Source organism: Dactylosporangium sp. NPDC006015, assembly GCF_040614215.1.
Classification (GTDB): Bacteria; Actinomycetota; Actinomycetes; order Mycobacteriales; family Micromonosporaceae; genus Dactylosporangium; species Dactylosporangium maewongense.
On sequence record NZ_JBEXUD010000007.1, the window covers coordinates 311,738 to 337,380 of the forward strand.

Annotated in this window: 19 protein-coding genes and 1 tRNA gene; 6 read left to right on the forward strand and 14 right to left on the reverse strand. The window is 72.0% G+C overall.

Annotated elements, in window-relative coordinates; translation table 11 throughout:
• Nucleotides 1–71 precede the first annotated feature (71 nt).
• The 4 genes from ABZ321_RS15555 to ABZ321_RS15570 all read right to left on the reverse strand — a co-directional run bounded on the left by ABZ321_RS15555 (nt 72) and on the right by ABZ321_RS15570 (nt 5,617).
• Nucleotides 72–2,042, reverse strand: a complete 1,971-nt coding sequence (locus ABZ321_RS15555) for a cutinase family protein (RefSeq protein ID WP_354891351.1) — start codon at nt 2,040–2,042, stop codon at nt 72–74.
• Between the two features lie 289 nt (nt 2,043–2,331).
• On the reverse strand, nt 2,332–3,609 hold the full coding sequence (locus tag ABZ321_RS15560) for a cellulase family glycosylhydrolase (RefSeq protein WP_344506165.1): 1,278 nt from the start codon (nt 3,607–3,609) through the stop codon (nt 2,332–2,334).
• A gap of 85 nt (nt 3,610–3,694) precedes the next feature.
• Nucleotides 3,695–5,116 (reverse strand): glutamate--tRNA ligase, encoded by a 1,422-nt coding sequence (gltX, locus tag ABZ321_RS15565; RefSeq protein ID WP_344506166.1) that lies wholly within the window; start codon nt 5,114–5,116, stop codon nt 3,695–3,697.
• A 9-nt stretch (nt 5,117–5,125) separates the two neighbouring features.
• On the reverse strand, nt 5,126–5,617 hold the full coding sequence (locus ABZ321_RS15570; RefSeq protein ID WP_344506167.1) for a MarR family transcriptional regulator: 492 nt from the start codon (nt 5,615–5,617) through the stop codon (nt 5,126–5,128).
• A 98-nt stretch (nt 5,618–5,715) separates the two neighbouring features.
• On the opposite strand from ABZ321_RS15570, the gene ABZ321_RS15575 reads away from it, so the two are divergent.
• Nucleotides 5,716–8,904 carry an efflux RND transporter permease subunit gene (locus ABZ321_RS15575; protein WP_354891355.1) on the forward strand — a complete coding sequence of 1,063 codons (3,189 nt, stop codon included), beginning with the start codon at nt 5,716–5,718 and terminating at the stop codon, nt 8,902–8,904.
• A 139-nt stretch (nt 8,905–9,043) separates the two neighbouring features.
• Nucleotides 9,044–10,012, forward strand: a complete 969-nt coding sequence (locus ABZ321_RS15580) for a hypothetical protein (RefSeq protein WP_354891358.1) — start codon at nt 9,044–9,046, stop codon at nt 10,010–10,012.
• Nucleotides 10,013–10,026: 14 nt separating this feature from the next.
• Here ABZ321_RS15580 and ABZ321_RS15585 read toward each other — a convergent pair whose 3' ends face one another.
• Nucleotides 10,027–11,622 (reverse strand): methyl-accepting chemotaxis protein, encoded by a 1,596-nt coding sequence (locus tag ABZ321_RS15585; protein WP_354891361.1) that lies wholly within the window; start codon nt 11,620–11,622, stop codon nt 10,027–10,029.
• A 560-nt stretch (nt 11,623–12,182) separates the two neighbouring features.
• Complete coding sequence (locus ABZ321_RS15590) at nt 12,183–13,745, reverse strand: methyl-accepting chemotaxis protein (RefSeq protein ID WP_344506171.1); 1,563 nt, start codon at nt 13,743–13,745, stop codon at nt 12,183–12,185.
• 84 nt (nt 13,746–13,829) lie between these two features.
• Here ABZ321_RS15590 and ABZ321_RS15595 point away from each other — a divergent pair, with 84 nt between their 5' ends.
• Nucleotides 13,830–14,285, forward strand: coding sequence for a hypothetical protein (locus ABZ321_RS15595; protein WP_344506172.1), 456 nt, complete (start codon nt 13,830–13,832; stop codon nt 14,283–14,285).
• A gap of 15 nt (nt 14,286–14,300) precedes the next feature.
• Here the strand turns inward: ABZ321_RS15595 and ABZ321_RS15600 are convergent, their stop codons facing one another.
• Nucleotides 14,301–15,074 carry an aldo/keto reductase gene (locus ABZ321_RS15600; RefSeq protein WP_344506173.1) on the reverse strand — a complete coding sequence of 258 codons (774 nt, stop codon included), beginning with the start codon at nt 15,072–15,074 and terminating at the stop codon, nt 14,301–14,303.
• A 34-nt stretch (nt 15,075–15,108) separates the two neighbouring features.
• Between ABZ321_RS15600 and ABZ321_RS15605 the strand changes: the two genes are divergently transcribed.
• Together ABZ321_RS15605 and ABZ321_RS15610 are read left to right on the forward strand one after the other, a co-directional pair.
• Nucleotides 15,109–16,467: a GH1 family beta-glucosidase gene (locus ABZ321_RS15605; RefSeq protein ID WP_354891365.1), complete on the forward strand. Its 1,359-nt coding sequence runs from the start codon at nt 15,109–15,111 to the stop codon at nt 16,465–16,467.
• 68 nt (nt 16,468–16,535) lie between these two features.
• Nucleotides 16,536–16,931 (forward strand): hypothetical protein, encoded by a 396-nt coding sequence (locus ABZ321_RS15610; RefSeq protein WP_344506175.1) that lies wholly within the window; start codon nt 16,536–16,538, stop codon nt 16,929–16,931.
• 6 nt (nt 16,932–16,937) lie between these two features.
• Here ABZ321_RS15610 and ABZ321_RS15615 read toward each other — a convergent pair whose 3' ends face one another.
• The 3 genes from ABZ321_RS15615 to ABZ321_RS15625 form a co-directional block, all read right to left on the reverse strand.
• Complete coding sequence (locus ABZ321_RS15615) at nt 16,938–17,429, reverse strand: hypothetical protein (RefSeq protein WP_344506176.1); 492 nt, start codon at nt 17,427–17,429, stop codon at nt 16,938–16,940.
• A 50-nt stretch (nt 17,430–17,479) separates the two neighbouring features.
• Nucleotides 17,480–17,554 (reverse strand) — tRNA-Val (locus tag ABZ321_RS15620).
• Nucleotides 17,555–17,641: 87 nt separating this feature from the next.
• Nucleotides 17,642–18,106: a peroxiredoxin gene (locus ABZ321_RS15625; protein ID WP_354891369.1), complete on the reverse strand. Its 465-nt coding sequence runs from the start codon at nt 18,104–18,106 to the stop codon at nt 17,642–17,644.
• 47 nt (nt 18,107–18,153) lie between these two features.
• Here ABZ321_RS15625 and ABZ321_RS15630 point away from each other — a divergent pair, with 47 nt between their 5' ends.
• Nucleotides 18,154–20,925 carry an Hsp70 family protein gene (locus ABZ321_RS15630; RefSeq protein WP_354891372.1) on the forward strand — a complete coding sequence of 924 codons (2,772 nt, stop codon included), beginning with the start codon at nt 18,154–18,156 and terminating at the stop codon, nt 20,923–20,925.
• 646 nt (nt 20,926–21,571) lie between these two features.
• Here the strand turns inward: ABZ321_RS15630 and ABZ321_RS15635 are convergent.
• From ABZ321_RS15635 to ABZ321_RS15650, 4 genes are all read right to left on the reverse strand, one after another.
• A complete protein-coding gene (locus ABZ321_RS15635) occupies nt 21,572–22,003 on the reverse strand; it encodes a DUF3052 domain-containing protein (protein ID WP_033362448.1) in 432 nt (143 codons plus the stop codon).
• A gap of 106 nt (nt 22,004–22,109) precedes the next feature.
• The gene (locus ABZ321_RS15640; protein ID WP_354891375.1) at nt 22,110–24,680 is read right to left on the reverse strand and encodes a thiamine pyrophosphate-dependent enzyme; all 2,571 of its coding nucleotides are present in this window, start codon (nt 24,678–24,680) and stop codon (nt 22,110–22,112) included.
• 54 nt (nt 24,681–24,734) lie between these two features.
• Nucleotides 24,735–25,178 (reverse strand): NUDIX domain-containing protein, encoded by a 444-nt coding sequence (locus ABZ321_RS15645; protein ID WP_344506180.1) that lies wholly within the window; start codon nt 25,176–25,178, stop codon nt 24,735–24,737.
• Nucleotides 25,179–25,226: 48 nt separating this feature from the next.
• Entirely contained in the window at nt 25,227–25,640 is a 414-nt protein-coding gene (locus ABZ321_RS15650; RefSeq protein WP_344506181.1) for a YjbQ family protein, read from the reverse strand.
• Nucleotides 25,641–25,643: the final 3 nt, after the last annotated feature.

Below are 25,643 nucleotides of genomic sequence, written 5' to 3' on the forward strand. Positions count from 1 at the left end.
TGACACGACGCGGCGCTGTGGCTGACCGCCGCCGCGAGCGATGCGGCGACGGTCAGCCGGTGGAGCGGCGGCTAGCGCAGGCGGCGGCGACGGATCGTCACCAGCAGCGCCGCGCCGGCCACGATCAGGCCGAAGCCGGTGTAGAGCAGGGGCATCAGGTTCGAGCCCGTGCGTCCGAGCTGGTCCTCGGCTTTCGGTGTCGTCGCCGGCACCGGTGAGGCCGGCGTACCGGAGGGCGTCGCCGGCGGGGTCGTCGCCGGCGCGGTCGGGGTGGCGCTCCCCGGCGGCTCGGACGGGCCGCCGAGCGGCACGGTCACCACGCCGGGGGCGGCCGTCACCGTCTGGGTTGCCGTGGCGACCGTCTCGTGGCCCTCGCCGTCCTTGACGCGCACGGTCACCTTGTACGAGCCCGCCTTCGCGTACGTGTGCGTCAGCTGCCCGGTCGTGGTCGTCTCGTCGGCGGCGCCGTCGCCGTCGACGTCCCACTCGTAGGTGAGACCGGCGGCGGCGTTCGCGTCGGTCGCGGTCATCGTCGTGGGGACCCCGGCGAACGCGGCCGGCACGCCCAGCGTGACGACCGGCGCGGACGTGGCGTCGGCGAGCGACTCGAGGATCTTCGCGGCGACGTCGGCCGGGTCGCCGATCGGGGCGACCTCTCCGCCGGTCTCCGTGGCGATCGCGCTCAGCTGGGCCTGCAGGGTGGTGTCGGCGGCCAGCCCGTACAGGCGGATCGGCCCGGTCGACGACGGCGCCAGCTTGGCGGAGGCGAAGCTGCCCGCGGCGTTGAACGCCTTGACGACGTCGTCCTTCGTGTAGCCGGTGACCGCCTCCGGGTCGTGGGCGGGGGCGTCGCCGATGACGATGACGACCCGGCGGGCGGTGGGCCGCCACGCGACCCCCGCGGCGGTGATCATGCCGGAGTAGACGGCCTCGGGGGTGTCGCCACCGCCGGCCGCGATGAGCTTGTCCAGGCCCGACCGGAAGGCGGTGGCGTCGCCGGTGAGCGGCGTGACGACCCGCGCCACGAACTCGTCGCCGTGGTCGCGGTACTCGGCGAGCCCCACCTGGAAGCTGGAGGACGACGTGCGCAGCTTGTCCGCGATGCTCGCCGCGGAGCTGCGGGCGTTGGTGATGTACGGCGTCATCGAGCCGGTCGTGTCGATGGCGAACACCACGTCGAGGGCGACCTTCTCCGTCGCCGGCGGCGGGTTGTTCCGCGCCGTGCGGTACATGTCGACGATGACGGTGGCGAGGGTCCTGCGCTCCGCGGCGGCCACGCCGTAGTTGGTGTGCTCGTCGGAGTTCCACAGCAGCCGCGCGTCGCAGACCGGGTCGTGGACGTGGCAGAAGCTGTACGTGGCGAACTTCCGCCCGGCGAGCTGGTCGGGCAGCAGCGCGTCGACGTCGCCGCCCATGGTCCGGTACGCGGCGAGCAGCGAACCGCCGCCGCCGGTCGCGCCAGTGCCCTTCGCGTAGCCGGCGCCCGGGTGCAGCTCCGGGTCGCCGATGAGGAACGTGCCGGCGATCCACGAGTCGGGCGTGTACTTCAGCGCGATCCGGGCCGCGGTCGCGCCCTGGGAGTAGCCCAGCAGCACGAACCGGCGGCCGGGGCAGGCGCGGCGCGACTCGACCATGTGCTTCCAGGCGGCGGTGCCGCCCTTGCCGGCGGACTCGAGCATCTTCGCGGGCTCGGCCTTGAAGCTGAGCGGCGACAGGTTGAGGTAGTCCTCGAGCGGGATCGCCGGGTAGTCGGCGAGCGGCACGCCCCAGACGGGTGCGTGGTTGAGGTTGACGCCGTCGGACGTGGTCATCGCCCGGGCCTCGTCGACGATGCCCTTGAGCCGCGGGCCCATCCACTCGTGGGCTTCGCCGTCCTTGGTGTTCTGGTCCTCGCCGGATCCGCGGAACGCGATCACCTCGACGAGGTCGTCGCAGACTGGGGCGTGCGCGGCGGCCGGCGCCGCGCCCACCGGGGCGACGGCAGGCAGGACGGCGGCGAGCGCCGCGCAGAGTAAGACGGCGGGTTTCAACGGTAAGTGCATCTGCGGGCACTCCTCTGACGGGTCGAGACCGGGTGCGCGTGACGTCGGCGCTACCTTCGGTGAACCCGGACGAGCCTATTGAGCGTGCCCGCTGCGGACATCGGTCGTCACGGTGCGTGCGCGCCTGTTCCGGCGCGGATCCGTCACCGGGTCGGGCAGACCTGGTGTCGTTCTCCCGATCGGCCCGTGTCGCCGGGACGGCGCGGCTCGTTGATGCACGGCAGTGGCCAGCGACTGGTCACCGCGGCGCGGTGACCAGAGACCGGTAGCACAACGGCCGGGCGGCCGGTCAGCTCGCCGGTGTGGTGACGGCGGCGACGAGTGCGGAGCGTGGCGAGCGGGTGCCGAGGAGGTCCCTGGAGTACACGGCGAACGTGTGCTCGGTCGAGCCGCGCAGCCCGCGCAGTGTCACCGTCGACCGGTTGGTCGTGAGGACGCGGGTCTCCGCGGCGCCGTCGACCGCCACCACCTGGTAGATCGCGTAGCGCCGGGGCTTCCAGGACAGCACGACCTGCGAGCTGGTCACGTCCAGGACCCGCACCTGCTGCGGTGCCCGGGGCTGGGAGGCGGCGCCGCTGTTGCGGTAGACGGTGGCCTCGCGGGTGCCGGTGGTCAGCCCGTTGGGGCCGGAGATGAAGCGGCGGCCCCAGGCGGTGAGCTTCCCGGCGTCGAAGTCGTCGACCAGGTCGAGGTAGCTGTACTGCTTGTCGTTGCCGCTCCACGACCAGCCGAAGTAGCCGAGCTCGCGGGCCTCCGCGAAGGCCATGATCGCGTCCTCGTCGGGGTCGCCCCACTGGTGCTCGCCGGAGAACTCGCCGATGAGGATCGGCAGGCGGCGCTCGGTGAACGAGCTCAGGTAGGAGTTGACCTTCCCGGCGGTGCCGAACTCGCCGTACATGTGGATGTCGAACAGCGTGTTGCCCTGCGGGTCGGCGTCGCGGACCTTCTCCGCGTTGTCGCGCATCACGAACGACTCGTCCTGGCCCCAGCCGGGCGCGTCGACCATGAGCGCGTTGCGGTAGCCGGCGGCGCGCAGCGCCCGGATCGCGTCGGAGGTCTGCTGCACCCAGGGCATCGTCGTGCCGTTGCCGAACGGCTCGTTGGCGATGTTGACGATGATGTGGTCCTCCGAGCCGGCGAGGGCCTCGCGGACGTCGAGCCAGAACTGGACGGCCTGCGCCATCGTCGCGGCCTTCCGGTCCTGGCCGAAGCCGGTCGTGTCGTGCGCGTCGAGGATGCAGATGAGCCGGTTCGCCTTGCACAGCCCGACGACCTTCGCGATGTCCTCGGTGCCGCTGCGCCGCCACTGGTGCCCGATGCCGAGCGGGAGCCGGACCGCGTTGGCGCCGGCGGCCTTGATCGCGGCGAACGAGCTGTTGCGGTCCGGGTACCACATGAAGTCGTGGTTGACGCCGCGCAGCACGAGGTCGCTGCCGCTGGCCTCGACGAGCCGCCCGTCGCGCACGTGGATCCCGGTGCGCGGGGCGGCCTCGGCCTCGGCATGGGCGGCCCGGGCGGGTGTCAGCAGGGCACCGGCGAGCACGGCGAGCACGACCAGGCTTCTCACGAGGCGAACCGCTACCCGGGCGGGTCCGGGTCACACCCGCGGGCAGGGTGACGCCGCCGGACGAACCCTGCCCGGGGTCGCGCGGTCAGAGCTTGTCGAGGGCCGCGCGGAGGCGGGCGAGGGTGCGGTCGCGGCCGAGGACCTCGAGGGACTCGAAGAGCGGCAGCCCCACCGACCGGCCGGTGACCGCGACCCGGATCGGCGCCTGGGCCTTGCCGAGCTTCAGCCCCCGCTCGGCGCCGACCGCCTCCAGGGTCGACTTCAGCGACTCCGCGTCCCACGCCGCCGTCCCGAACGCCGCGATCGCCGCGCCGAGCAGGTCGGCCGCGCCGTCCTTCATCGCCTTCGCCCAGGCGGCCTCGTCGACGGCCGGCTCCGGCAGGAACGCGAAGTCGACGTTCTGCACGATCTCGGCGAGCAGCGCGATGCGGGTCTGCGCATGCGGGGCGAGCGCGTCGAAGACCTTCGGGTCGTAGTCGGCCGGGTCCCACGGGGGAGCGGCGACCGGGGTGCCGCCGGGCGCGACCGGCGTGCCGGTCAGCCACGGCCGGCAGGCGTCGGTGAACTCCTGCGGCGTCAGGGCGCGGATGTACTCCCCGTTGAACGCGCGGAGCTTCTTCTCGTCGAAGAACGCCGGCGACGGGTTGACCTCCTCCAGGCGGAACTCGTCCTCGATCACGGACCACGGCACGATCTCGCGGTCGTTGGACGGCGCCCAGCCGAGCAGCATCAGGTAGTTGCGCATCGCGTCGGCGAGGTAGCCCTCGTCGCGGTACTGCTCCAGGGCCACCTTGTCGCGGCGCTTCGACAGCTTCTGGCGCTTCTCGTTGACCACCACCGGCACGTGCGCCCACACCGGCGGGGTCTTGCCCAGCGCCGCCCACAGCAGCTGCTGCTTCGGCGTGTTGGGCAGGTGCTCCTCGGCGCGGATGACGTGGGTGATGCCCATGGTCATGTCGTCGACGACGTTGGCGAGCAGGAACACCGCGGAGCCGTCGGCGCGGGCGATGACGAAGTCCTCGATGAGCTTGTTGTCGAACGTGGGCTCGCCGCGGACCAGGTCGACCACGACGGTCGAGCCCTCGTCAGGGGTGCGGAAGCGCAGCGCGCGGCCCTCGCCGGGGCCGAGGGACCGGTCGCGGCAGAACCCGTCGTAACCGCGGAACTGCGGGCCGGACCGCTCCTGGATCTGCTCCCGGGTGCAGTCGCAGTAATACGCCTTCCCGGCGGTGTAGAGCTCGTGCGCGGCGGCGGTGTGCTGCTCCGCGTACGACGACTGGAAATACGGCCCCTCGTAGGTGTCGCGGGCGATGCCGATCCACGCGAGGGCGTTGAGGATGCCCTCGGTCCACTCAGGCCGGTTGCGGGCCGCGTCGGTGTCCTCGATCCGCAGCACGAACACCCCGCCCTGCTGCTTGGCATAGATCCAGTTCTGCAGGGCCGAACGGGCACCGCCGACATGGAACATCCCGGTGGGGGAGGGGGCGAAACGCACGCGAACCGTCACACCCCCAGCCTAGTGGCTGGCATTTTCGAGGTCATCCGGGATTGCGATGCCCTGCTCCAGCGCATCCTCACGGGCCGCTTCCAGCAGCCGGGCCAGGACGGTCTCCAGCATGAGCAGCGTGTCGTCGTCGACGCGGCTCAGCAGTCGCTGCTGGGCGCGGGCGCCGCTGTCCATGATCTCGACCAGGAGCTCCTGCCCGGCGGCCGACAGGTGGAGCCGGCGGATCCGGCGGTCGTGCGGGTCCTCGGCCCTGGTGACGTAGCCGTGCGTCACGAGGCGGTCGACGATCCCGGACAGGGTGGCCAACGTCACGCCGAGGTGCCGGGTCAGCTCCTGCGAGGCGATCCCATCGTGCCGGGCCAGCAGAATAAGCACCTTGAGCTGCTGCATCGTGAGGTTTACTGAGAACAGCCGGTTGGTCCGGTCGTACGCGAACAGGGTGCGCAGACGCTGCTCGGCCGTCATCACGCGCAGCAGCAGCGCTTCCCTGTGAGTCTTCACAGGGAAGTTGTACCCCCTGTAACCATTTTGTGCGAGGCGAACGGTTAGCATCACACGAACTAACGTCTGTCTTAGCCGATCGGAAGAAGACTCCAGACATGTCGTTCCTCGCCCGGCTCAGTTTGGCGAACCGGGGGCTGGTCGCGATCATCGCGATCGTCGTCCTGGGCTTCGGCGCCATTGCCATCCCTTCGTTGAAACAGCAGCTCATCCCGTCGATCGACTTCCCCGCCGCGTTCGTGCTGGCGCCCTACCCGGGCGTGTCGCCGGACATCGTGGAGGAGCAGGTCACCCAGCCCATCGAGAACGCGCTCCAGGGCGTGCCGGGGCTGACCGACATCACCTCCACCACGCGTGAGGGGGTCGCGACGGTCCAGGTGTCGTTCGAGTTCGGCTCGTCCATCGACGACATCACCAACAAGATCCAGACCGCGATCAACCGGATCAAGTCGACGCTGCCGTCGACCGTCGACCCGCAGGTCATCGCCGGCTCGACCGACGACCTGCCGGCCGTGGTGCTCGCCGCCAGCAAGTCCGGCGACCAGGTCGCGTTCGCGCAGCAGCTCGACGCGATCGTGGTGCCCGCGCTACAGGGGATCGAGGGCGTGCGCGCCGTCGAGGTCACCGGCGCCGGGAAGCAGGACGTCGAGATCACGCTGGACCCGGCGAAGGCGTTCCCGGCCGGGGTCAACTCCCAGACGGTGACCGCCGCGCTGAAGTCCAACGGCGTGTCGTTCCCCGCCGGCACCCTCACCGAGGGCGACCGCAGCCTCTCCGTGCAGGTCGGCGGTACCCTCGCGACCCTCGACGACCTGAAGAACCTCAACGTCACGCCGACGGCGAAGCTCGGTGACGTCGCCAAGGTCGAGCTGAAGACCGCCGAGACGACGTCGATCACCCGCACCAACGGCAAGCCCAGCCTCGGCATCGCGGTCACCGCCTCGCCCGACGGCAACGCGGTGAAGATCAGCCACGAGGTGCAGGACAAGCTCGACGGCCTCAAGAAGGAGCTCGGCGGCGACGTGGCGATCACGTCCGTCTTCGACCAGGCGCCGTTCGTGGAGAAGTCCATCAAGAGCCTCAGCACGGAGGGCGCCCTCGGCCTGCTCTTCGCCGTGCTGGTGATCCTGGTCTTCCTGTTCTCGCTGCGCTCGACGCTCGTCACCGCGGTGTCGATCCCGCTGTCGGTCGTCGTCGCCCTGATCGGCCTGTGGACCGGCGACTACTCGCTCAACCTGCTCACCCTCGGCGCGCTCACCATCGCCGTCGGCCGCGTCGTCGACGACTCCATCGTCGTGCTGGAGAACATCAAACGACATCTGGAGTACGGCGAGGAGAAACGCCACGCGATCCTCACCGGCGTCCGCGAGGTCACCAGCGCCGTCGTCGCCTCCACCCTGACCACGGTCGCGGTGTTCCTGCCGATCGGTCTCGTCGGCGGCTTCGCCGGGCAGCTGTTCCGCCCGTTCGCGATCACCATCACCGTGGCGCTGCTCGCGTCGCTGCTGGTCTCGCTGACCGTCGTGCCGGTCCTCGCGTACTGGTTCCTGCGCCCGCCGAAGCAGGTCGGCGCCCTGGAGCGGGAGGCGATCCTCGCCAAGGCCCTCGACAAGGAGGAGCGCAGCCGCCTCCAGCGGACCTACGTGCCGATCGTCAGCTGGGTCACCCGCAGCCGCGGCACCCGCTGGGCGACCGTCGGCTTCAGCCTCCTCGTGTTCGTCGCGACGCTCATCCTGGCCGGCCAGCTGAAGACCAACTTCATCGACCAGAGCGGCCAGACGGAGTTCTCCATCTCGCAGGAGCTGCCGGTCGGCTCCAGCCTCGCCGTCACCGACGCCGCCACGAAGAAGGTCGAGGACCTCCTCGGGGCCCGCTCCGACATCGAGTCCTACCAGGTCACCATCGGCGCCTCGGCCGGCTTCGGCTTCGCCGGCGCGCAGTCGGGCAACACGTCCAACTTCTCGGTCACCGCGAAGGAGAACGCCGACGTCGACAAGGTCATCGAGGAGCTGCGCAAGCAGGTCACCGACCAGAAGGCGTTCGGCACCGTGAAGATCGCCGCCGGTGGCGGTGGCGGCGGCTCCACCGACCAGCTCGAGGTCGTCGTCAAGGCCAACAACACCACGGACCTGGCCACCGCGGCGAAGGCCGCGCAGGAGGCGATGACCGGCACCCCGGGCATCGCGGACGTGGAGAGCAACCTCGCGGCCAGCAACCCGCGCATCGAGGTGCGGGTCAAGCGGGACGTCGCGGCGAAGTACGGGCTGTCCGACGCGGCCGTCGGCGGCATCGTCAGCGCCGCGTACCGCGGGCAGAACCTCGCCCAGCTCACCGTCGACGGCCAGGAGCGCGACCTGATCCTGCGCTCCGGCCCGGCCCCGGCCACGCTCGACGCGCTCAAGGCGCTCGCGATCCCCGTCCAGGGCGGCAAGACGCCGTTCGTCCGGCTGGACGAGATCGCGGACGTCAAGGAGGGCGCCGGCCCGGTCGCCATCACCCGCATCGACGGCAACCGCAGCGCCTCCGTCACCGGCCGGGCCGAGGGCTCCGACCTGGGCACGGTCTCCGCGGACCTGCAGAAGAAGATCGACACGCTGGCCCTGCCGGCCGGCGCGACCGTCACCCTCGGCGGCGTCACCCAGGACCAGCAGGAGGCGTTCGCGCAGCTCGGCCTGGCCATGCTCGCCGCGATCGCGATCGTCTTCATCATCATGGTGGCGACGTTCCGCAGCATCGCGCAGCCGTTCATCCTGCTGGTGTCGATCCCGTTCGCGGCGACCGGGGCGATCCTGCTCCTGCTCATCACGGACACCCCGCTGGGGCTGCCCTCGATGATCGGCGTCCTGATGCTCATCGGCATCGTCGTCACCAACGCGATCGTGCTGATGGACCTCATCAACCAGTACCGGGAAAGCGGCATGCCCGTCCGGCAGGCGGTCATCGAGGGCGGCCGGCACCGGCTCCGCCCGATCCTGATGACGGCCGTCGCGACGATCTGCGCCCTGCTGCCCATGGCCGTCGGCCTCACCGGCGAGGGCGGGTTCATCTCCCAGCCCCTCGCGATCGTGGTCATCGGCGGCCTGGTCAGCTCGACCCTGCTGACGCTGGTGCTCGTGCCCACGCTGTACACCATGGTCGAAGGCGTGAAGGAGCGCCGCCGCCTCAAGCGTGAGGGCCGGCACGCCGCCACCACGTCCCCGTCGGAGACGGGCGGGCCGGCCGCGGTGGACGCCGAGGGCGAGGGCCGGCACCGCGTCGACCCGCTCGAGCCCGCACCGTCGCACTAGATCCGCACCGCACGACCGACCGGCCACCCGTCACCTCGACGGGTGGCCGGTCGCGTCTGTGCGCTCGACCGATCCGCAAGAGTTCGACGAACAGTAATGTCTGCCGTCGCGGCCCTACTCCCGGCAGGCGAGGACCCCCATGTCACTGGCGCTCAACCTGCTCGACGGCCCGGCGTTCAACGGCCTGACCATCGCGCTGACGGTCGCGAGCCTGGTCCTCGCCGTCATCTCGGCGCGCCTCGGGTATTCGGCGCTGCTGCCGCCGAAGCGGCGGATCGCGGTCCGGTTCGGCACCCCCGCGGCGTTCCTCCGGGCCGGGTCGCTCACGGTCCAGCACGGCGGGACGCCGGTCGCCGACCCGTTCGTGGTGTGGGTCTCGGTCCGCAACACGGGCCGGCACGACATCCCCCGGGAGCAGTTCAGCGCCGGCAGCCCCATCACGCTGGACCTGACGGTGCCGGTGGTCGAGGTGATGAACCTCGACCCGGCGTCGGCCGGCCTCGAAGCGACCGGCGGCGGCACGTCGGTGCGCGTCGCACCCGGGCTGCTGCGCCGCAGAGCCGCGGTCCAGCTGCAGGTGCTGACGGACGGCGAGCCCGCGCTCCACCGGCACAACCTCTCGTCGCCGCTGGTGGACACCGCGCTGGTCTGGGAAGCCGTCGAGGACATCCCGGAGCGCTCCGCCCGCGACGCCCGCCGGGCCATGCTGGCGGCGCTGACGGCCTGCGTCGTGGGGGTCATCGCCTCGGTGTCGCTCATCTCCGGGACGCGACCGCTCCAGGAGGAGACCCGCGAGCTCGCCGCGGCGACCGCCGAGCTGCGGCGGGAGCTCGACACGAAGCCCGAGCTGCGGGTCACGCCGAGCACCGCGGCGCGCGACTCGGACGTGCACGTCCACGTCTGGGGGCTGCGGCCGGGCGCGCACCTGCTCGTCCGGATCGGCGTGCTGACCGTGGAGCAGGGGCGCGCCGACGCGAACGGGGAGTTCGACGTGGTGGCGACGGTCAAGGACGGGCCTGCGGACCGTACCGTCGCCGTCGTCAACGTCGTCGCGCAGGAGTACGTGACGCACCGGGCCGCGATCGGGTCGCTCATCGTGGTCGGGTAGGGCGGCGCGCCACCTCACACCCGGAAGCGGCCGACCGTCTCGTTGAGGTCCGACGCCATGCGGGCGAGCGAGTCGGCGGTCGCCCGCGACTCCTCGACCGTCTGGCTCGTCGACTCGGCGGCGTCGGCGACCCCGCCGATCGTGCGGGCGATCTCGTCGGCGCCCGCGGCGGCCTCCGAGACGCTCCGGCTGATCTCGCCGGTCGTGGCGGTCTGCTCCTCGACCGCCGAGGCGATCGTCGTCTGGTAGTCGCTGATCCGGTCGGTGATCTGCGAGATCCCCTCGATGGCGGCCACCGCCGCGGACGTCTCCGCCTGGATCGTCTGGATCCGGGCCGCGATGTCCTCGGTCGCCCGGGCCGTCTCCTGGGCGAGGTCCTTCACCTCGGAGGCGACGACCGCGAACCCCTTGCCCGCGTCGCCGGCCCGGGCCGCCTCGATCGTCGCGTTCAGGGCCAGCAGGTTCGTCTGCTCGGCGATCGAGGTGATCACCTTGACGATGTTGCCGATCTCCGACGACGACTCGCCCAGCCGGCCCACGATGCCGGTCGTCTCGCGTGCCGAGGCGACGGCCTCGCCCGCCACGGTCGCCGCGTCGCCGGCGCTCGAGGCGATCTCGCGGATCGCGGCGCCCATCTCCTCCGCGGCGGCCGCGAGCGTCTGCACGTGGTTCGACACCTCCTGGGCGGCGTGGCGCACGGCGCCGGCCCGCTGCGCCGTCTGCGCGGCGCCGCCGGCGAGGGTGTCGCCGAGACCGGCCATGTTCCGCGACGACCCGCCGAGCGCGGCCGCGTTGGTGCTGATCGTCGTGACCGCGGTGAGCATGCTGCCGATCGCCCGGTTCAGCGCCGACGCCATCTTGCCGACCTCGTCGCGCCCGCCGACGTCGGTGGTGCGGGTCAGGTCACCGTCGGCCACCCCCTCCAGCACCCCCGTGACCCGGCGCAGCGGGCCGACGACCGCGCGGGTGACCAGCCACGCCATGCCGAGGCCGAGCAGCAGGCTGACCACCGCGCCGCTGACGACCAGCCAGTTGGTGCTGTCCCGCCGGTCGCGCAGCGCCTTCGCCTCCGCGGCGGCGGCGCCGGCCTGACCGGCCACGAGGGTCTCGAACCGCTTGTTCATGTCGTCGGTCAGCTGCTCCGACTTGTTGTAGCCGTCCCAGAACCCGTTCAGGTCGTTCTTGTCGGCGGCGGGCAGCACCTCGGTGTCGCGGATCTGCATGTACGACGCCCAGTCCTTGCGGAGGCTGTCGAGGCTGGCCGGGTCGGCGGTCTCGCCGGCGTACCGCTCCATCGACGCGGCGATGGAGGCGTCGAGCTGCTGCATCTGCTCCTTGTGCTTCGCCCGCCACTCGGCGCTGGAGATGAAGTACTTCACCGTCGTGTTCAGGTCCGCCAGCACGTCCGCGCGCAGCTGGGCGAGCGTCTGCGTGGGCCGGACCCCGTCGTCGTACACGGTCTGCCCACCCGCCGCCAGCCGGTTCAACCCCGCGATACCCAACCCGACCACGACCGCGGACGTCACCATGACGATCAGCACCGCACCGAAGATCTTCACACCGACCGGCACGTCACCGATCCGCCCCCGCCCACCTGTGGTCGCGCTCATCCGGACACCCTCCAAAGGGGTTTACCCCACCCATCGGGCGTTTCGCCCCGGATCTGAGCTTCCCGCCCCCTCAGCGTTGCCCGACCTGGCCGAGGAAGCCCGGCAGGTGCGATCATGGCGGGATGCCGCGTCCGCGAAAGGACCATGCCGCGTAGGCGGCCGAAAGACCTCCGTCCGCTGGTTCCCCACTGGACCGAGCGACACGAGGACTGCTCCAGGATCTCCGGACTGTCGGGAAGCGCGCAGGGCGTCATCGCGCGACTTGAACGGTCCTGGTCCTGGCCTCGCGCAACGGCGTATGCGCTTCGTCGCTGGCCGAAGCTCGTCCACCAACCGGGACAGCCGCCGCGCGACGAGACACCGGTGGGATGCGGTGTCCGGGCCTGCTGCCCGGAACCACCGGACGCGCGCACGGTGCTCGAAGCTTTGCTGCGCGCGCTGCCGCGGAAAGACGCTCGAAGACTCCGCCGGCGGATGGCCGTCCTCAGCAGGACGCAGAAGGTGATGTGGCCGGACTAGGGCACACGGCACCGGAGGGCCACGCGCACACGGAAGGTACGTCAGTAGCGGAACGTCTGGACGATGGTGCGGAGGCTGCCGGAGAGTTCGGCCAGGCTGCCGGCGGCGCGGTCGGCTTCGGTGAGGCCGGAGGTGGTCAGCTGGACCGAGGTGGACACCTCGCCGATGGTGGAGGCGACCTGGTTGCCGGTGGCGGCGGCCTGCTCGACGCTGCGGCTCATCTCCTCGGTGGTGGCGGACTGCTGCTCGACGGCGGAGGCGATCGTCGTCTGGTACTCGTTGATCTGGCCGATGATGGCGCTGATCTCCTCGATGGCGGAGACGGCGCCGGTGGTGTCGGACTGGATGGCGGCGACGCGGCGGCTGATGTCGTCGGTGGCGCGGGCGGTCTCCTGGGCGAGGTCCTTGACCTCGGAGGCGACGACCGCGAAGCCCTTGCCCGCGTCGCCGGCGCGGGCGGCCTCGATGGTGGCGTTGAGGGCCAGGAGGTTGGTCTGCTCGGCGATCGAGGTGATCACCTTGATGACGTTGCCGATCTCGGCGGAGGAGTCGCCGAGCTTGCTCATGACGGTGTTGGTGGTGCCGGCGACCTCGACGGCGCGGCCGGCGACGGTGACGGCCTGGGTGGCGCTCTGGGCGATCTCGCGGATCGAGGCGCCCATCTCGGTGGCGCCGGCGGCGACGGTGGAGATGGCGCCGGACATCTCGGTGGCGAGGGTCGCGACGGCGGCGGCCTGGCGGGCGCCCGTGGCGGCGCCCTCGGAGCTCGCGCGGCTGGTGGTGGCGAGCTCCTCGGAGGCGCTGGCGAGGACCGCCGAGTGCTCGGCGAGGGTCGCGACGGTGCGGCGCAGGTTGCCGGTCGCGGTCCGCAGGTCGGCGGCCATCCGGCCGACCTCGTCGCGCTGGTCGACGTCGGGGTCCTGGGTGAGGTCGCCGTCGGCGACGGCGCGCAGCACGTGGGAGACGCGGCTGAGCGGCTGCACGATGAGCCGGGCGATGTAGAGCGCGAGCGCGACGGCCAGGGCGAGCGCGACGACGAGCAGGGTGACGACGGTGCGGCGGACCGAGGAGACCGTGTCGCTGAAGTCGCGCCCGGCGACGAGGGCCTGGTCGGCGCGGGTGACCTCCTTGTCGAGGAGGGTCTCGTACGACTTGCGCAGGTCACGGTTCGGCCCGAAGGCGGCGGTCACGGCGGCCGCGCGGTCGGTCGTGAACAGCGTGAACTCGGCCTGGAGGGCGGCGAACCAGGCGTCGGTCGCGGCCTGGATCTCCTCGACGGCCTGACCGGACGGGGCGAGCCGGCGGGCGGTCGCGAGCTGGGCGTCGACGCCGGTCTTTCGGCCGAGGGCCTCGTCGCGGAACTGCGTGTCGCCGCCGAGCAGGTAGCCGCGCTCGTCGTTGGCGGCGGTCTTGGCGGTCAGCGCGGCGGAGTGCAGCGCCGCGATGTACGGCGCGGACCTGCCGACCTCGGTGTTGCGCGTGTCGCTCAGGCCGGAGATGCCGACCAGGGCGACGATCCCGGTGGCGGCGGTCCCGGCGACCGCCACCGCGGCCACGAACAGGATCTTGGTGTACAGGCGGCGGGAGCCGAGCCAGCGGCGCATGACAGACGTCCTTTCGGATGTTCTGTCCGGCTGAACGACCGACGGCAGGGACACCTGAGGAAAACGGTGCGCGAAGATGTCGCCGTGAACAGTTGGGTGCCGTTCCGCAGGTCGGACACGGCGAGGGTGGTCGACCTCGTGCGCGCCGTCGCGGCCGCCGGCGACCCGGGCGAGCACGGCCAGGGCGTCGAGGTCGTCGTCGAGGCGCCGAGGACCCGATGGTGGCGGGCGCTGTTCAACCGCGACGACACCCTGGCGCAGGCGAGGATCGTGGTGACCAGGGAGGGTGGCGAGGTGCGGCACCCCTTCGACATCCAGCTCGTCACGGCGCACGGCGCGGACGCCGCGCACCGTCTGGGCCGGCGGGCGGGGTGGGCCGTCAGCAACTCCGCCGGCCTGGCGTTCCTCATCCAGAAGGGGCCGGAGCCGGACTACGACGAGCTGGTGACCGGCGCGGTCGAGGCCCTGGCCAAGCTGCGCCGCCAGCCCCGCGACGGAGGCTGGCGGGCGCGCGTGGACCGGACTGTACGGAGAAACTGAGGAGAAGCGGGTGACCTAGAGCGAACCGACGGTCGCCAGCTCCTCGGCGGTCAGGGAGAAGGAGAGCACCGACAGGTTCTGCTCCATCCGGTCCCGGTGCGTCGACTTCGGGATGATGACGATGTCGTGGTGCAGCTGCCACCGGAGCACGACCTGCGGCACCGTCACCCCGTGCGCCTCGGCGATCGCGACCAGCCGCGGGTCGTCCAGCGGCGTGTTCTTCAGCGAGCTGTACCCCTCGACGACCACCCGCCGGTCGCGCATGTCGGCGAGGAAGCGCTCGTCGTGCTCGCCGGGGCTCCACGAGACCTGGTTGACGACCGGGGTCTCGCCGGTCTCCTTGACGAGCTCGTCGATGAGGGCCGCGTCGTAGTTGCTGACCCCGATGGTGCGGGTCAGGCCGGCGTCGCGCAGCTGCTGGAACGCCGCCCACACCGGCACGGACTTGCCCCGCGACGGCGGCCAGTGGATGAGCCAGAGGTCGACGGCGTCGACGCCGAGCGCCTTGAGGCTCGCCTCGATCGTCTGCCGCTCGCGGCCCGCCTGCGACGGCGGGAGCTTCGTGGTGATGAAGACCTCGGAGCGGTCGACGCCGCTGTCGCGCAGCGCCCGGCCGATCTCCTCCTCGTTGCCGTACATGGTCGCGGTGTCGATGTGCCGGTAGCCGACGTCCAGCGCGGTGCGGGTCGACTCGTACGCGGACGCCCCGGTGATCTGCCAGGTGCCGAAGCCGATCGTGGGCAGCTGCACGCCCGGGGCGAGCTCGGCGGTTGGGATCTCGTGTGCCATGGCCCAATACTGCCGCAGCCGGTAGCGTGCGATCATGTCGGACTTTCCAAAGAACTTCCCCATGGGGTTCCAGTTCGGTGTGTCCACCGCCGCGTACCAGATCGAGGGCGCCGCGGAGGAGGACGGCCGCGGGCTGTCCATCTGGGACACGTTCAGCCGCACGCCCGGCACGACCCGCGGCGGCGCCACCGGCGACGTGGCCTGCGACCACTACCACCGGTGGGAGTCCGACCTCGACCTGATCCAGGAGCTGGGTGCGACCGCGTACCGGTTCTCGATCGCGTGGCCGCGCATCCAGCCGACCGGCGACGGTCCCGCCAACGCCGCCGGGATCGCGTTCTACGACCGGCTCGTGGACGGGATGCTCGCCCGCGGCATCGACCCGGTCGCGACCCTGTTCCACTGGGACCTGCCGCAGGCCCTGCAGGACCTCGGCGGGTGGGGCAACCGCGACACCGCGATGCGCTTCGGCGAATACGCGGAGCTCGTCGGCGAGGCCCTCGGCGACCGGGTGAAGTTGTGGGTGACGCTCAACGAGCCGTACATCCACCTCGTGCTCGGGCACGTCCTCGGCGTCCACGCGCCCGGCCAGCAGCTCGGCATGGACCTGCTGCCGGTCATCCACCACCAGCTCCTCGGCCACGGCCTGGCCGTGTCGGCGCTGCGCCGCGTCTCGTCCTCGCCGATCACCCTCGCCAACAACTACTCGCCGGTGTGGCCGAAGAGCGGGTCCGACGAGGACCAGGCCGCCGCCATGTTCTACGACCTGGTGCAGAACCGGCTCTTCACCGACCCGGTCCTGCTCGGCGAGTACCCGCCGATCGTCGAGGCCCTCACCACCGCCGACATCGACTCGATCGTCATGGACGGCGACCTGCGGGTCATCTCCCAGCCGATCGACGCGCTGGGCGTCAACTACTACAACCCGAGCCTCATCAGCGCCCCGGTCGAGGGTGAGGACCTCCCGTTCAGCCGCCTCGACATCACCGGCTACCCCACCACCGACTTCGGGTGGCCCGTCGTGCCCTCCGCGTTGAAGGATCTCCTGGTGCAGTTGCGGCAGGTGTACAGCGACCGCCTCCCGCCGATCTGGATCACCGAGAGCGGCTGCTCGTACGCGCCGGTCGACGACCAGTTCCGCATCGACTACCACGCCGGGCACCTCGCCGCCGTCCGCGAGGCCGTCGAGGCGGGCGTCGACGTCCGCGGCTACTGCGCGTGGTCCCTGCTGGACAACTTCGAGTGGGCCGAGGGGTACGACCAGCGCTTCGGCCTCGTCCACGTCGACTTCGAGACGCAGGAGCGGACGCGGCGGGCGTCGTTCGCCTGGTTCCGGGAGGTTTGCACCTCAGCTGCACCCCGCCCGGACTTGCAGGGCGGACCGACCGGATGACATCGTCGATGCGGGGCAATCCGTAGCGTTGCGCAGGTCAGTTGTGCGCAGCGTTGGGAGTCGTCGTCGTGACCGAGCAATACGCCGGAGCCCTCCTCTACCTGGTCCCGGTCGTCGTGGCGGCGATCGTCGCGTTCGTGGTCACCAGGCCGGAGAAGGACGAGCCTGCCGCCACGGACGCGGTCCCGGCGGCGCCCCGCATCCCGGCGCAGCGGGTGTACACGCCCGCGCCGGCGGTTTCGACGTACACCGGCAGCAACCGGCGCATGCAGCCGATGCCGCAGCAGTCGCCGACGCTCCTGCACGCCGCGCTCTCCTCGCACCTGGCCGCCGTGTCCCGCACCGCGACCTCCACCTCCGCGCCGCACGCCGCTCCGTCGATCCGCCCGGCCCGGCTCGTCTCGATCCGCCGCCCGGCCCGCATCCCGCGGCGCCCGCTGCACCAGTGCCCGCACAAGCTGTAGGCCGCCCTACAGGTGCTGCATGCCGGTCTCGACGTCGATGTGGCTCTGCGGTGACAGCCGCAGCTGCGGCCGCTTGCGCGCGCCGACGGCCTGCTTCCGCCGCCCGACCGTCAGATGGAAGTTGACGAGGTACGCCCCGTCCTCCCGCCGCAGCGTGCTCAGCCCGAAGTGCTCCCGCATCTCGCACAGCCGTGGACTGTGGCAGTCGACCCACAGGTGCAGCCCGTTCTCCCCGTGCACGACCGGCGCGACCCGGAACGCGACGGCCTCCCCGGCGAACGCCGTCCCCCAGTCGCCCGCGTTCCGGCACGGCGCCTCGCCCTTCATGACCGAGACGTGCGGCCGCGCCGCCGGCTTGAGCTCCACGCCTTCCTCGACCAGCGCCAGCAGCTCCGCGTGCGCCTCGTCCGGCACGCTCAGCAGGTACCAGCCGGGCTCGTAGACGACCGTGCCCACGAACCGCGGCCCGCCGAGGTAGTCCTCCAGCCGTGCGGACATCGCCGCGCCCTCTCAAGGCCTTCTCGACCGCGTTGATGTCAGGTGTGTGCTGGTGGGCACGGTTGGGTTCGAACCAACGACCCCCCGCTTGTAAGGCGGGTGCTCTTCCACTGAGCTACGCGCCCCGAACTGCTGTCACGGCGACGCGAACCCGGGTACCCCAGGATGCTACCTGCCGCGCCTCATCCGCCCCAGTCGGTATCAGGTCTGTATCAGCTCTGCAACGATGCGATCGCCGTGCGCCACCGGTCCTGGTCGCGGGCCTGACCTGGGCCATTGACCTCGGTGAACCTGATGACGCCCGTCGAATCGATGAGAAACGTGCCGCGGTTGGCGAAGCCGGCCTTGTCGTTGAAGACGCCGTACGCCTGGGCGACCGCGCCGTGCGGCCAGAAGTCCGACAGGAGAGGGAAGTCATATCCTTCACGGTCCGCCCACACCTTGTGGCTGTAGGGCGAGTCGACGCTCACCGTGAGCACCTGGACGGCGGGGGACTGGAAGTCGGCGATCTCGTCCCGGATGGAGGCGAGTTCGCCCTGGCAGGTGCCGGTGAAGGCCAGAGGGTAGAAGACCAGGAGCACCGCCTTCTGCCCGCGGAAATCCGACAGGCGGACCTCTTGATTGTTCTGGTCCTTGAGTGCGAAGTCCGGCGCTTCGGCACCGACGTCCAGGGTCATGGCACGAGCATGCCACTTTGTCGTACCGGGGGCCTACACTCGCCCGCATGACTGCCGGTCCACGTCTGGGCATCGACTTCGGGACCTCCCACACCGTTGCGCTGCTTGCGTGGCCGGATGGGCGGGTCCGCCCCCTGCTGTTCGACGGTTCGCCGTTGCTGCCGTCCTGCGTCTATGCGCAGCCAGACGGGCAGGTCCTGGTGGGCCGCGACGCGGTGCACGCCGCGCGGGTCGACCCCGCGCGCTTCGAGGCGAGCCCGAAGCGCCGCATCGACGACGGCACGGTGCTGCTCGGCGACCGCGAGTTCACGGTGCCGGCGCTGATCGGGGCGGTCCTGTCGCACGTCACGGCGGAGGCCAAGCGGGTCGCCGGCGGGCAGATCGGCGCGGTGACGATGACGCACCCGGCGGCGTGGGGCGTGTCGCGGCGGCTCGCGCTGGTGGAGGGCGCGACGATCGCGGGGCTGCCGCAGCCGGCGCTCATGCCCGAGCCGGTCGCCGCCGCGCACTACTTCGCGGGTGTCCTGCAGCGCCCGCTCACCGCTGAGCAGGGCCTGCTCGTGTACGACTTCGGCGGCGGCACCTTCGACGCCAGCGTCGTGACCCGGGCGGGCGACGGGTTCGACGTCCGCGCCGTCGACGGCATCGACGACCTGGGCGGCATCGATCTCGACGCGCTGATCGTGGACCACGCGAAGCGCAAGCTGGAGGACCCGCCGGTGTGGGCGCGGCTGGAGAGCCCGCAGACCACCGAGGACCGGCGGCACCGGCGGCTGCTGTGGGACGACGCCCGGGTGGCGAAGGAGATGCTGTCCCGGACCCCGTCGACCGGGCTGCACGTGCCGATCGCGGCCGCGGACGTCGAGATCACCCGCGAGGCGTTCGAGGACCTGGCCCGGCCGATGCTGGAGCAGACGGTCCGCACCACGGCGGCCGTCGTGCGCTGGGCGGGCCTGGACAACAGCAAGCTCGCCGGGCTGTTCCTCGTCGGCGGGTCCAGCCGCATCCCGCTCGTGGCGACGCTGCTGCAGAAGGAGCTCGGCGTCGCGCCGACGATCATCGAGCAGCCCGAGATGGTGGTCGCCGAGGGCAGCCTCCGCGCCTGGGTCAACGTGGGCGTGCAGCCCGGCATGGCGCCGCCGCAGTCCGGGCCTCCGGCCGGGTCCGGTGGGCCTGTGCCCGGCGGGGGGCCGGCGGGTCAGGCGCCCGGCGTCGCGGGTCCTGCCGCGGCGGGTGTCGCGGGTGCCGCAGTGGCCGGCGCGGCTGGCGCTTTTGGTGCGCCGGCGGCCGGCGCCCAGCAGGCGGGACCGGCGGCGGCCCAGGCGGCGGCTGCTCAGGCGGCAGCGGCTCAGCAGGCGGCAGCGGCTCAGCAGGCGGCGGCTCAGCAAGTAGCCCAGCAGGCGGCCGCGCAGCAGGCGGCGGCGCAGTTGGGGAAGGGCGGGCAGGGCGCCGCCGGGTTCCAGCACGGGCAGGGCACGCCGCCCGGTGGGGTCTCGCCGGTCAGCGCGGTGCCGATGAGCGGTCCGCCGGTGAGTGGCCCGCCGATGAGCGCGCCGCCGATGAGCGGGCCTCCGATGAGCGCGCCTCCCGCTGCCAACGCGCCCGTCAGCGCGCCGCCGCCCGTCAGCGGCGGGCCCGGTGGATACCAGGGCGGATACCAGGCGGGTGGCTTCCAGGCCGGCGCGGCGCCGGTCAGCGGCACGCCGGTCAGCCCGGCGTTCGGCGACGCGGAGGCGACGCAGCGGCTCCGCCCGATGGCACCGCCACCCGTCCAGCAGGGGCACCGCGGCGGGCCGCAGGGGTATCAGCAGGGGCACGCTCCCGTGCCGCCGCCGCAGCCGCCGAGGGTCGCGCAGCCGCCGCAGCCGGTCCAGCGCGTCTACGACTCGCCGTCCGCGTCGCGGATGGAATACGCGCCGATGCCGCGGGAGGAGCCGCCGCCCCCGCCGGCGCGGCGCAACGTGGCGATCCCGCTGCTCGTCGGCATCCTGGTGCTGGCGCTCGCACTCGCGGGTTACGTGGTGTACACCGAGGTCGGCGGCAACAAGAAGGACGACGACGTCGCGCAGCAGCCCACGACCTCCGTGACGAGCGGCGGGTCCGTGGCGCCGACGGCGGCCGAGGGGCAGACGCTTCCCCCGTACTCGCAGCAGGACCGGCCGTCGTGGGTGCCCGGCAACTGGAAGCAGTTCCAGGACCGTGGCCTGCACGAGCTGTGGTATTCCCAGGACGAGTCCGAGGGCGGCAGGTGCGACGCGTCCAGCGACGACCTGCACGTCGTGTCGGATCCGCGCGGCCTGACCGGCTGCACGCTGAAGGACACGCTCAACGTCAACATGACCGACGCCGGCATCGAGGCGAAGGTGCACCGCGTGAGCGGCTGCGCGGGCATGTGGGCGAGGGCGGGCCAGGAGGCGTACACGGTGGGCGTCTGCGACGGCGTGATCCGCCTGTATGCCCTGGGCGACGCCGCCCCCAGCCAGAGCAACGAGCTGGCGTCCTGGCCGGTCAAGATGACCAGCGACCCGTACGTCGCCCTGGTCGTCATCGGCTCGGAGATCACCGTCTACGCCAACGGCGTCAAGCTCGGCTCGAAGGTCAACGAATCGATCAAGCGCGGCAAGGTCAACCTCGGCGCCTTCACCCCCAGCGGCGACGCCGCCGACGTCACGTTCTCCGACGTCCGCGTCTACCAGCCCCAGTCCAACTCGGGCGGCGGCAACCCGTCCCCGTCCCCGACCCCCTCGAAGTCCTGGTCCAACTCCCCGTCCCCGACCCCGACCTGGAAGCCGACCCAGACCCGCTCCTCAGCCGCCTGACCCCACCGCCGACCTGCCGCACCCTTCGCCTCATGTGGCCGGGCGCCACGCTCACCGCGATGGTGGTTGCTGGACCCCGCACGACCACAAGCCGTGCGGGCTCCGGGCGACCGGTGCCACGCTCCGGATGCCGGATTCCGCGCCCTCTCGCAGATTGAAGGGCGGATCGCTGTCCGTCGGTCATGGTTCCCGGCGGTGGCGAGTGGTCGGCCTGAGGAGGGTGGCATTGCCGGGCAGCGCCAGCGCGGGTGCGAAGTCCGCGGCCCCCGGCTGGTGCGAGCCGACGCGGGGTGTGGGTGAAGCCGGGGGATGGGGCCGCGCGTGTCCACGATCGGGGGACAGGGGCGGACTTGTGCGCGATCGTGGTGGCGCGGGGCGGCCGGCCGGTGGGGTGGCGCAGTGATCGGATAGCGGATCTGGCTGCCGGGGCGACCGGATCCGCGAGACGATCATGGCGGTGGCGGCGAGGAAGGCCGGGGCGTGGCCACGGTCCAGCGGGGAACGGCACCTCGGCGGGTGGGCGAGGAGCGGATTGAGCGCAGGAGGGAACGGCCCGGGTGCCTGACGAAGGTGGCGGGGCCGGGCTGGGGGTCAGGGCTCGCCTTCAATGGCTCCTTGCGGAGGGGAAGGCGAGCGCACCGACAAGCTAGCGGCGGGACCTCGCGGCGCGCGGCGCGACCAGGCGCGCGGCCGTCCAGTCCTTGCCGGCGTTGACCGTCGAGGTCTGCTGCAACCCGGCGGTGGGAGCCGACTCGTTGATATCGCTCGGCTCGACGTGCCCCGGGCGGCCGGCCTTCGGGGTGAGGAGCCACACCACGCCGTTGTCCGCGAGCGGGCCCAGCGCGTCGATGAGCGTCTCGACCAGGTCGCCGTCGTCGTCGCGCCACCACAGCAGCACAACGTCGACGACCTCGTCGGTCTCCTCGTCAACCAGGTCACCGCACCGGTCGATCAGGACGTCGCGGAGATCCTGGTCGACGTCGTCGTCGTACCCCATCTCCATAACGACCATGCCCGGTTCGACGCCGAACCGGTCCGCCAGGCTCTTCACCTCGGCCTGACCCGCGGTCGCGTTCACTGTCCACTGCCTCCTGTCGCAACACCACTGTTAGCGCGTAGTCCACACAGTACGGGCCGTCAACGCAAGTGGCGCACCGATGCGATCGAAAAACTAAAGGTCCAAACTACCGGGCCAACAGCGATTTCGCTCCCTGGACGATCTGTTCCTCGGAGACGAGGACGTGGTTGGCGGCCGGGCCGAGCGGCACGAACGAGTCGACCGCGGCCACCCGGCGGGCCACGCCGACGTAGCCGGCGTCGACCAGGGCGGCGATGATGCCCTCGCCGACGCCGCCGGAGCGGCGGGTCTCGTCGACGACGAGGACGCGGCCGGTGTCGGAGGCGTGCTTGATGATGTCGCCGACGGGCAGAGGCGACAGCCAGCGCAGGTCGACGACCCGGCAGGCGACGCCCTCCTCGGACAGGCGGGCGGCGGCCCGCAGCGACATCCGGACGCCGTTGCCGAACGTGATGATGGTGAGGTCGTCGTTCGGGCCGCTGTGGTACGCGCGGGCCCGGCCGATCGGCACGTGGATGGCCGACCATTCACTGGGCGGCGCGTACTCCGACAGCCACCAGTTGTCGCTGTCGCCGTGCAGGTCGCGGGTGTGGTACAGGGCGATCGGCTCCAGGAACACGCAGACGCTGCCGTCGACGACCGCGCTGGCGAGGCAGGTGCGCAGCATGGGGGCCGCGTCCTCGGCCCTGGCCGGCGCGGCGACCACGAGCCCCGGGATGTCGCGGAGCACCGCGAGGGCGTTGTCGTTGTGGAAGTGCCCGCCGAAGCCGAGCTGGTACGCGAGACCGGCGACCCGGACGACCATCGGGTTGTGGTAGGCGCCCTGCGAGAAGAACTGCATGGTGGCGGCCTCGCCGCGCAGCTGGTCCTCGGCGTTGTGCAGGTAGGCCAGGTACTGGATCTCGGGCACGGGCAGCATCCCGGCCAGCCCGGCGCCGAGGCCGAGGCCGAGGATGGAGGTCTCGTCGAGGAGGGTGTCGAAGACGCGCGCGCTGCCGAAGCGGTCCCGCAGGCCCTTCGTCACCCCGTAGACGCCGCCCTTGGCCGCCACGTCCTCGCCGAAGACCACCATCTGCGGGTACGCGAGCATCGCGTCGGTCAGGGCGGCGTTGATCGTCTGGGCGAGGGTGAGCGGGCCGGCGCGCTCGGGGAGCTTCCCGTTGAAGGCGGCCGCGCGGGTCGGCGGACGCCCGTTGGCGCGGGTGTCGGCCGGCTCCGGCGACGCTTCCGATGTCTCCGACACTTCCGAGAGTTCCGATGCGTCCGGCACCTCGGTCGCCGTGAAATCCGAAGGCGACGGCGAATCCGAGGACGACGGCGAATCCGACGGCGACGGCGACGGCGAATCCGAAGACGACGGCGCCGCGGGCGCGTCGGTGTCGGGGGCACGGTGGGAGTGCGGCGGCTCGTACGCCTCGGAGAACTCCAGGTCGTCGCCGATGTCGCTGCCCGCGTCGGGGTCCACGGCCTCGTCGACCAGGTCGGCGGCGGCGTCGGCGACGGCGCGGGACACGCGGACCGGCCGGCGCGGCGCGAGCGGCGCCGTCACCTCGGAGGCGCTGGCCTGCTTCGGCTCGCCGAGGACCTCCTCCGCGACCCGGCGCACGTCCCAGCCGAGCTCGTCGTAGCGGGCCATCAGCTCCGACGGGGTGGCGACGCCCGCCTCGACGATGAGCCGGGCGGTGTGCACGAGCGGGTCGCGGGCGAGGTCGGCGGCGATCTCGACGGGGGTGCGGTACGCCATCTCGGCGTCGGCGCCGGCGTGGCCCATCAGCCGGACGGTGGTGAGGTGCAGGATCGCGGGCCGGCGGAAACGGCGCACCCAGGCGGCGGCCTCGGCGGCCCGGTCGTAGGTGGCCGCGCTGTCGCACCCGTCGGCGGTGTAGTACCGGAGCCCGGGGCGGCTGCTGAGGGCGGCGGCGACCCAGCCCTCGGGGGAGCGGACGCTGATGCCGAGGGAGTTGTCCTCGCAGACGAACAGCAGCGGCAGGCGCAGCCCGACGTGGTCGCACCAGCCGGCGGTGTTGAACGCGGCGGTCGCGGCGGCGTGGTTGATCGACGCGTCGCCGAAGGAGCAGACGACGACGGCGTCGCCGGGCCAGCCGTGGCCGTTGGTGCCGGCACCGGCGTCGGCGTGTGAACCGGTGCGCCGGCGGCCGCGGCCGAGCGCGTACGCGACGCCGATCGAGCGCGGCAGGTGCGAGGCGATCGTCGAGGTGGTGGGCACGACGTGCAGGTCGGGGTGGCCGAAGACCTTGTGCCGGCCGCCGGCGATCGGCTCCTTCGCCGAGGCGACGACCCCGCGCATGACGTCGCGGATGGGGTCGCTGCCGGGGACCTGGGCGGCGCGCATGCAGTAGAAGCCGCCGGAGCGGTAGTGCAGCAGGGCGGGGTCGGTCGGGCGAAGCGCCGCGGCGACCGCCGCGTTCCCCTCGTGGCCGGACGAGCCGATCGTGTAGTAACCGGCGTTGAAGCTGCGCAGCCAGCGGGCCGCGAGGTCGAGGTGCCGGCTGGTGCACTGGGCGTCGTACAACTCGCGGGCCTGCACACCGGTGAGCGCGGTGTCGTCACGCACCGGCTCGTCGAGGTCCCGGATGACCGTGGCGGCGACGAGCCCGGCGAGCTCCGCGCGGAACCGCTCGTCGAGGTCCTGAGGGGTGGTCACGCTCGACAGCATGGCCGACTTTGGTCTTCGTCTGCCAGTCCGACGCGTCGCCCGGTGTCGCGACGGTCACGGCCCGTTGCGCGTCGCCAGGGCTCTGTACTGCGAAGACTCCAGGAAGCCCGGCACCAGAAGTGCCGCGGTCACGCCGAGGTCGCGGGCGAGTGCCTCCTCAGGTGTGAGGAAGACCATTGCCTGCCCCTCGCCGAGCACGATGTCGTCCTGGGTGGCGTCGGTGGCCGCGTAGTACACGTGCATCTCCACCAGACCGTCGGCGGTCGTCACCGAGGGTCTTGTACCGGTGACGTAGTGCTCCAGGTCGGTGACGGTCAGTCCGGTCTCCTCCCGCACCTCGCGGCGGGCCGCCTCCTCCGGCGTCTCCCCGTCCTCGATCTTGCCGCCGGGCATCGCCCACTGGTTGGGCGAGACCTTCGCGTGGGAGTCACGGTGCTGCATCAGGACCCGCCCCTGCGGGTCGACGAGGAACACGACGGCGACGCGACGCTCGATCACGTCAGAATCCTCCCGCGCCGGGGCCGGGAACCCCGGCAGGAAACGCGCTCATCCGGTCAGGAAGCTGAAACGGACCTGGCGGGTGGCGTTGTCGCCGTTCGGGTCGACCAGGCAGATCGACTGCCAGGTGCCCAGCGCGATCCGGCCGCCGACGACCGGCAGCGTCGCGTACGGCGCGACGAACGCCGGCATGACGTGGTCGCGGCCGTGGCCGGGTGAGCCGTGCCGGTGCCGCCAGCGGTCGTCGGCCGGCAGGACGTCGTCGAGGGCGCGCAGCAGGTCGTCGTCGCTGCCCGCGCCGGTCTCGATGATCGCGACGCCGGCGGTCGCGTGCGGGACGAACACGTGCAGCAGCCCGTCGCCGTCCGGCGCGTGCCCGGCGACGAACCGCGACGCCTCGTCCGTGATGTCGCGCACCACCGGCCGGGAGCCGGTGCGCACGGTGATGACCTCGGAGTGCATGGA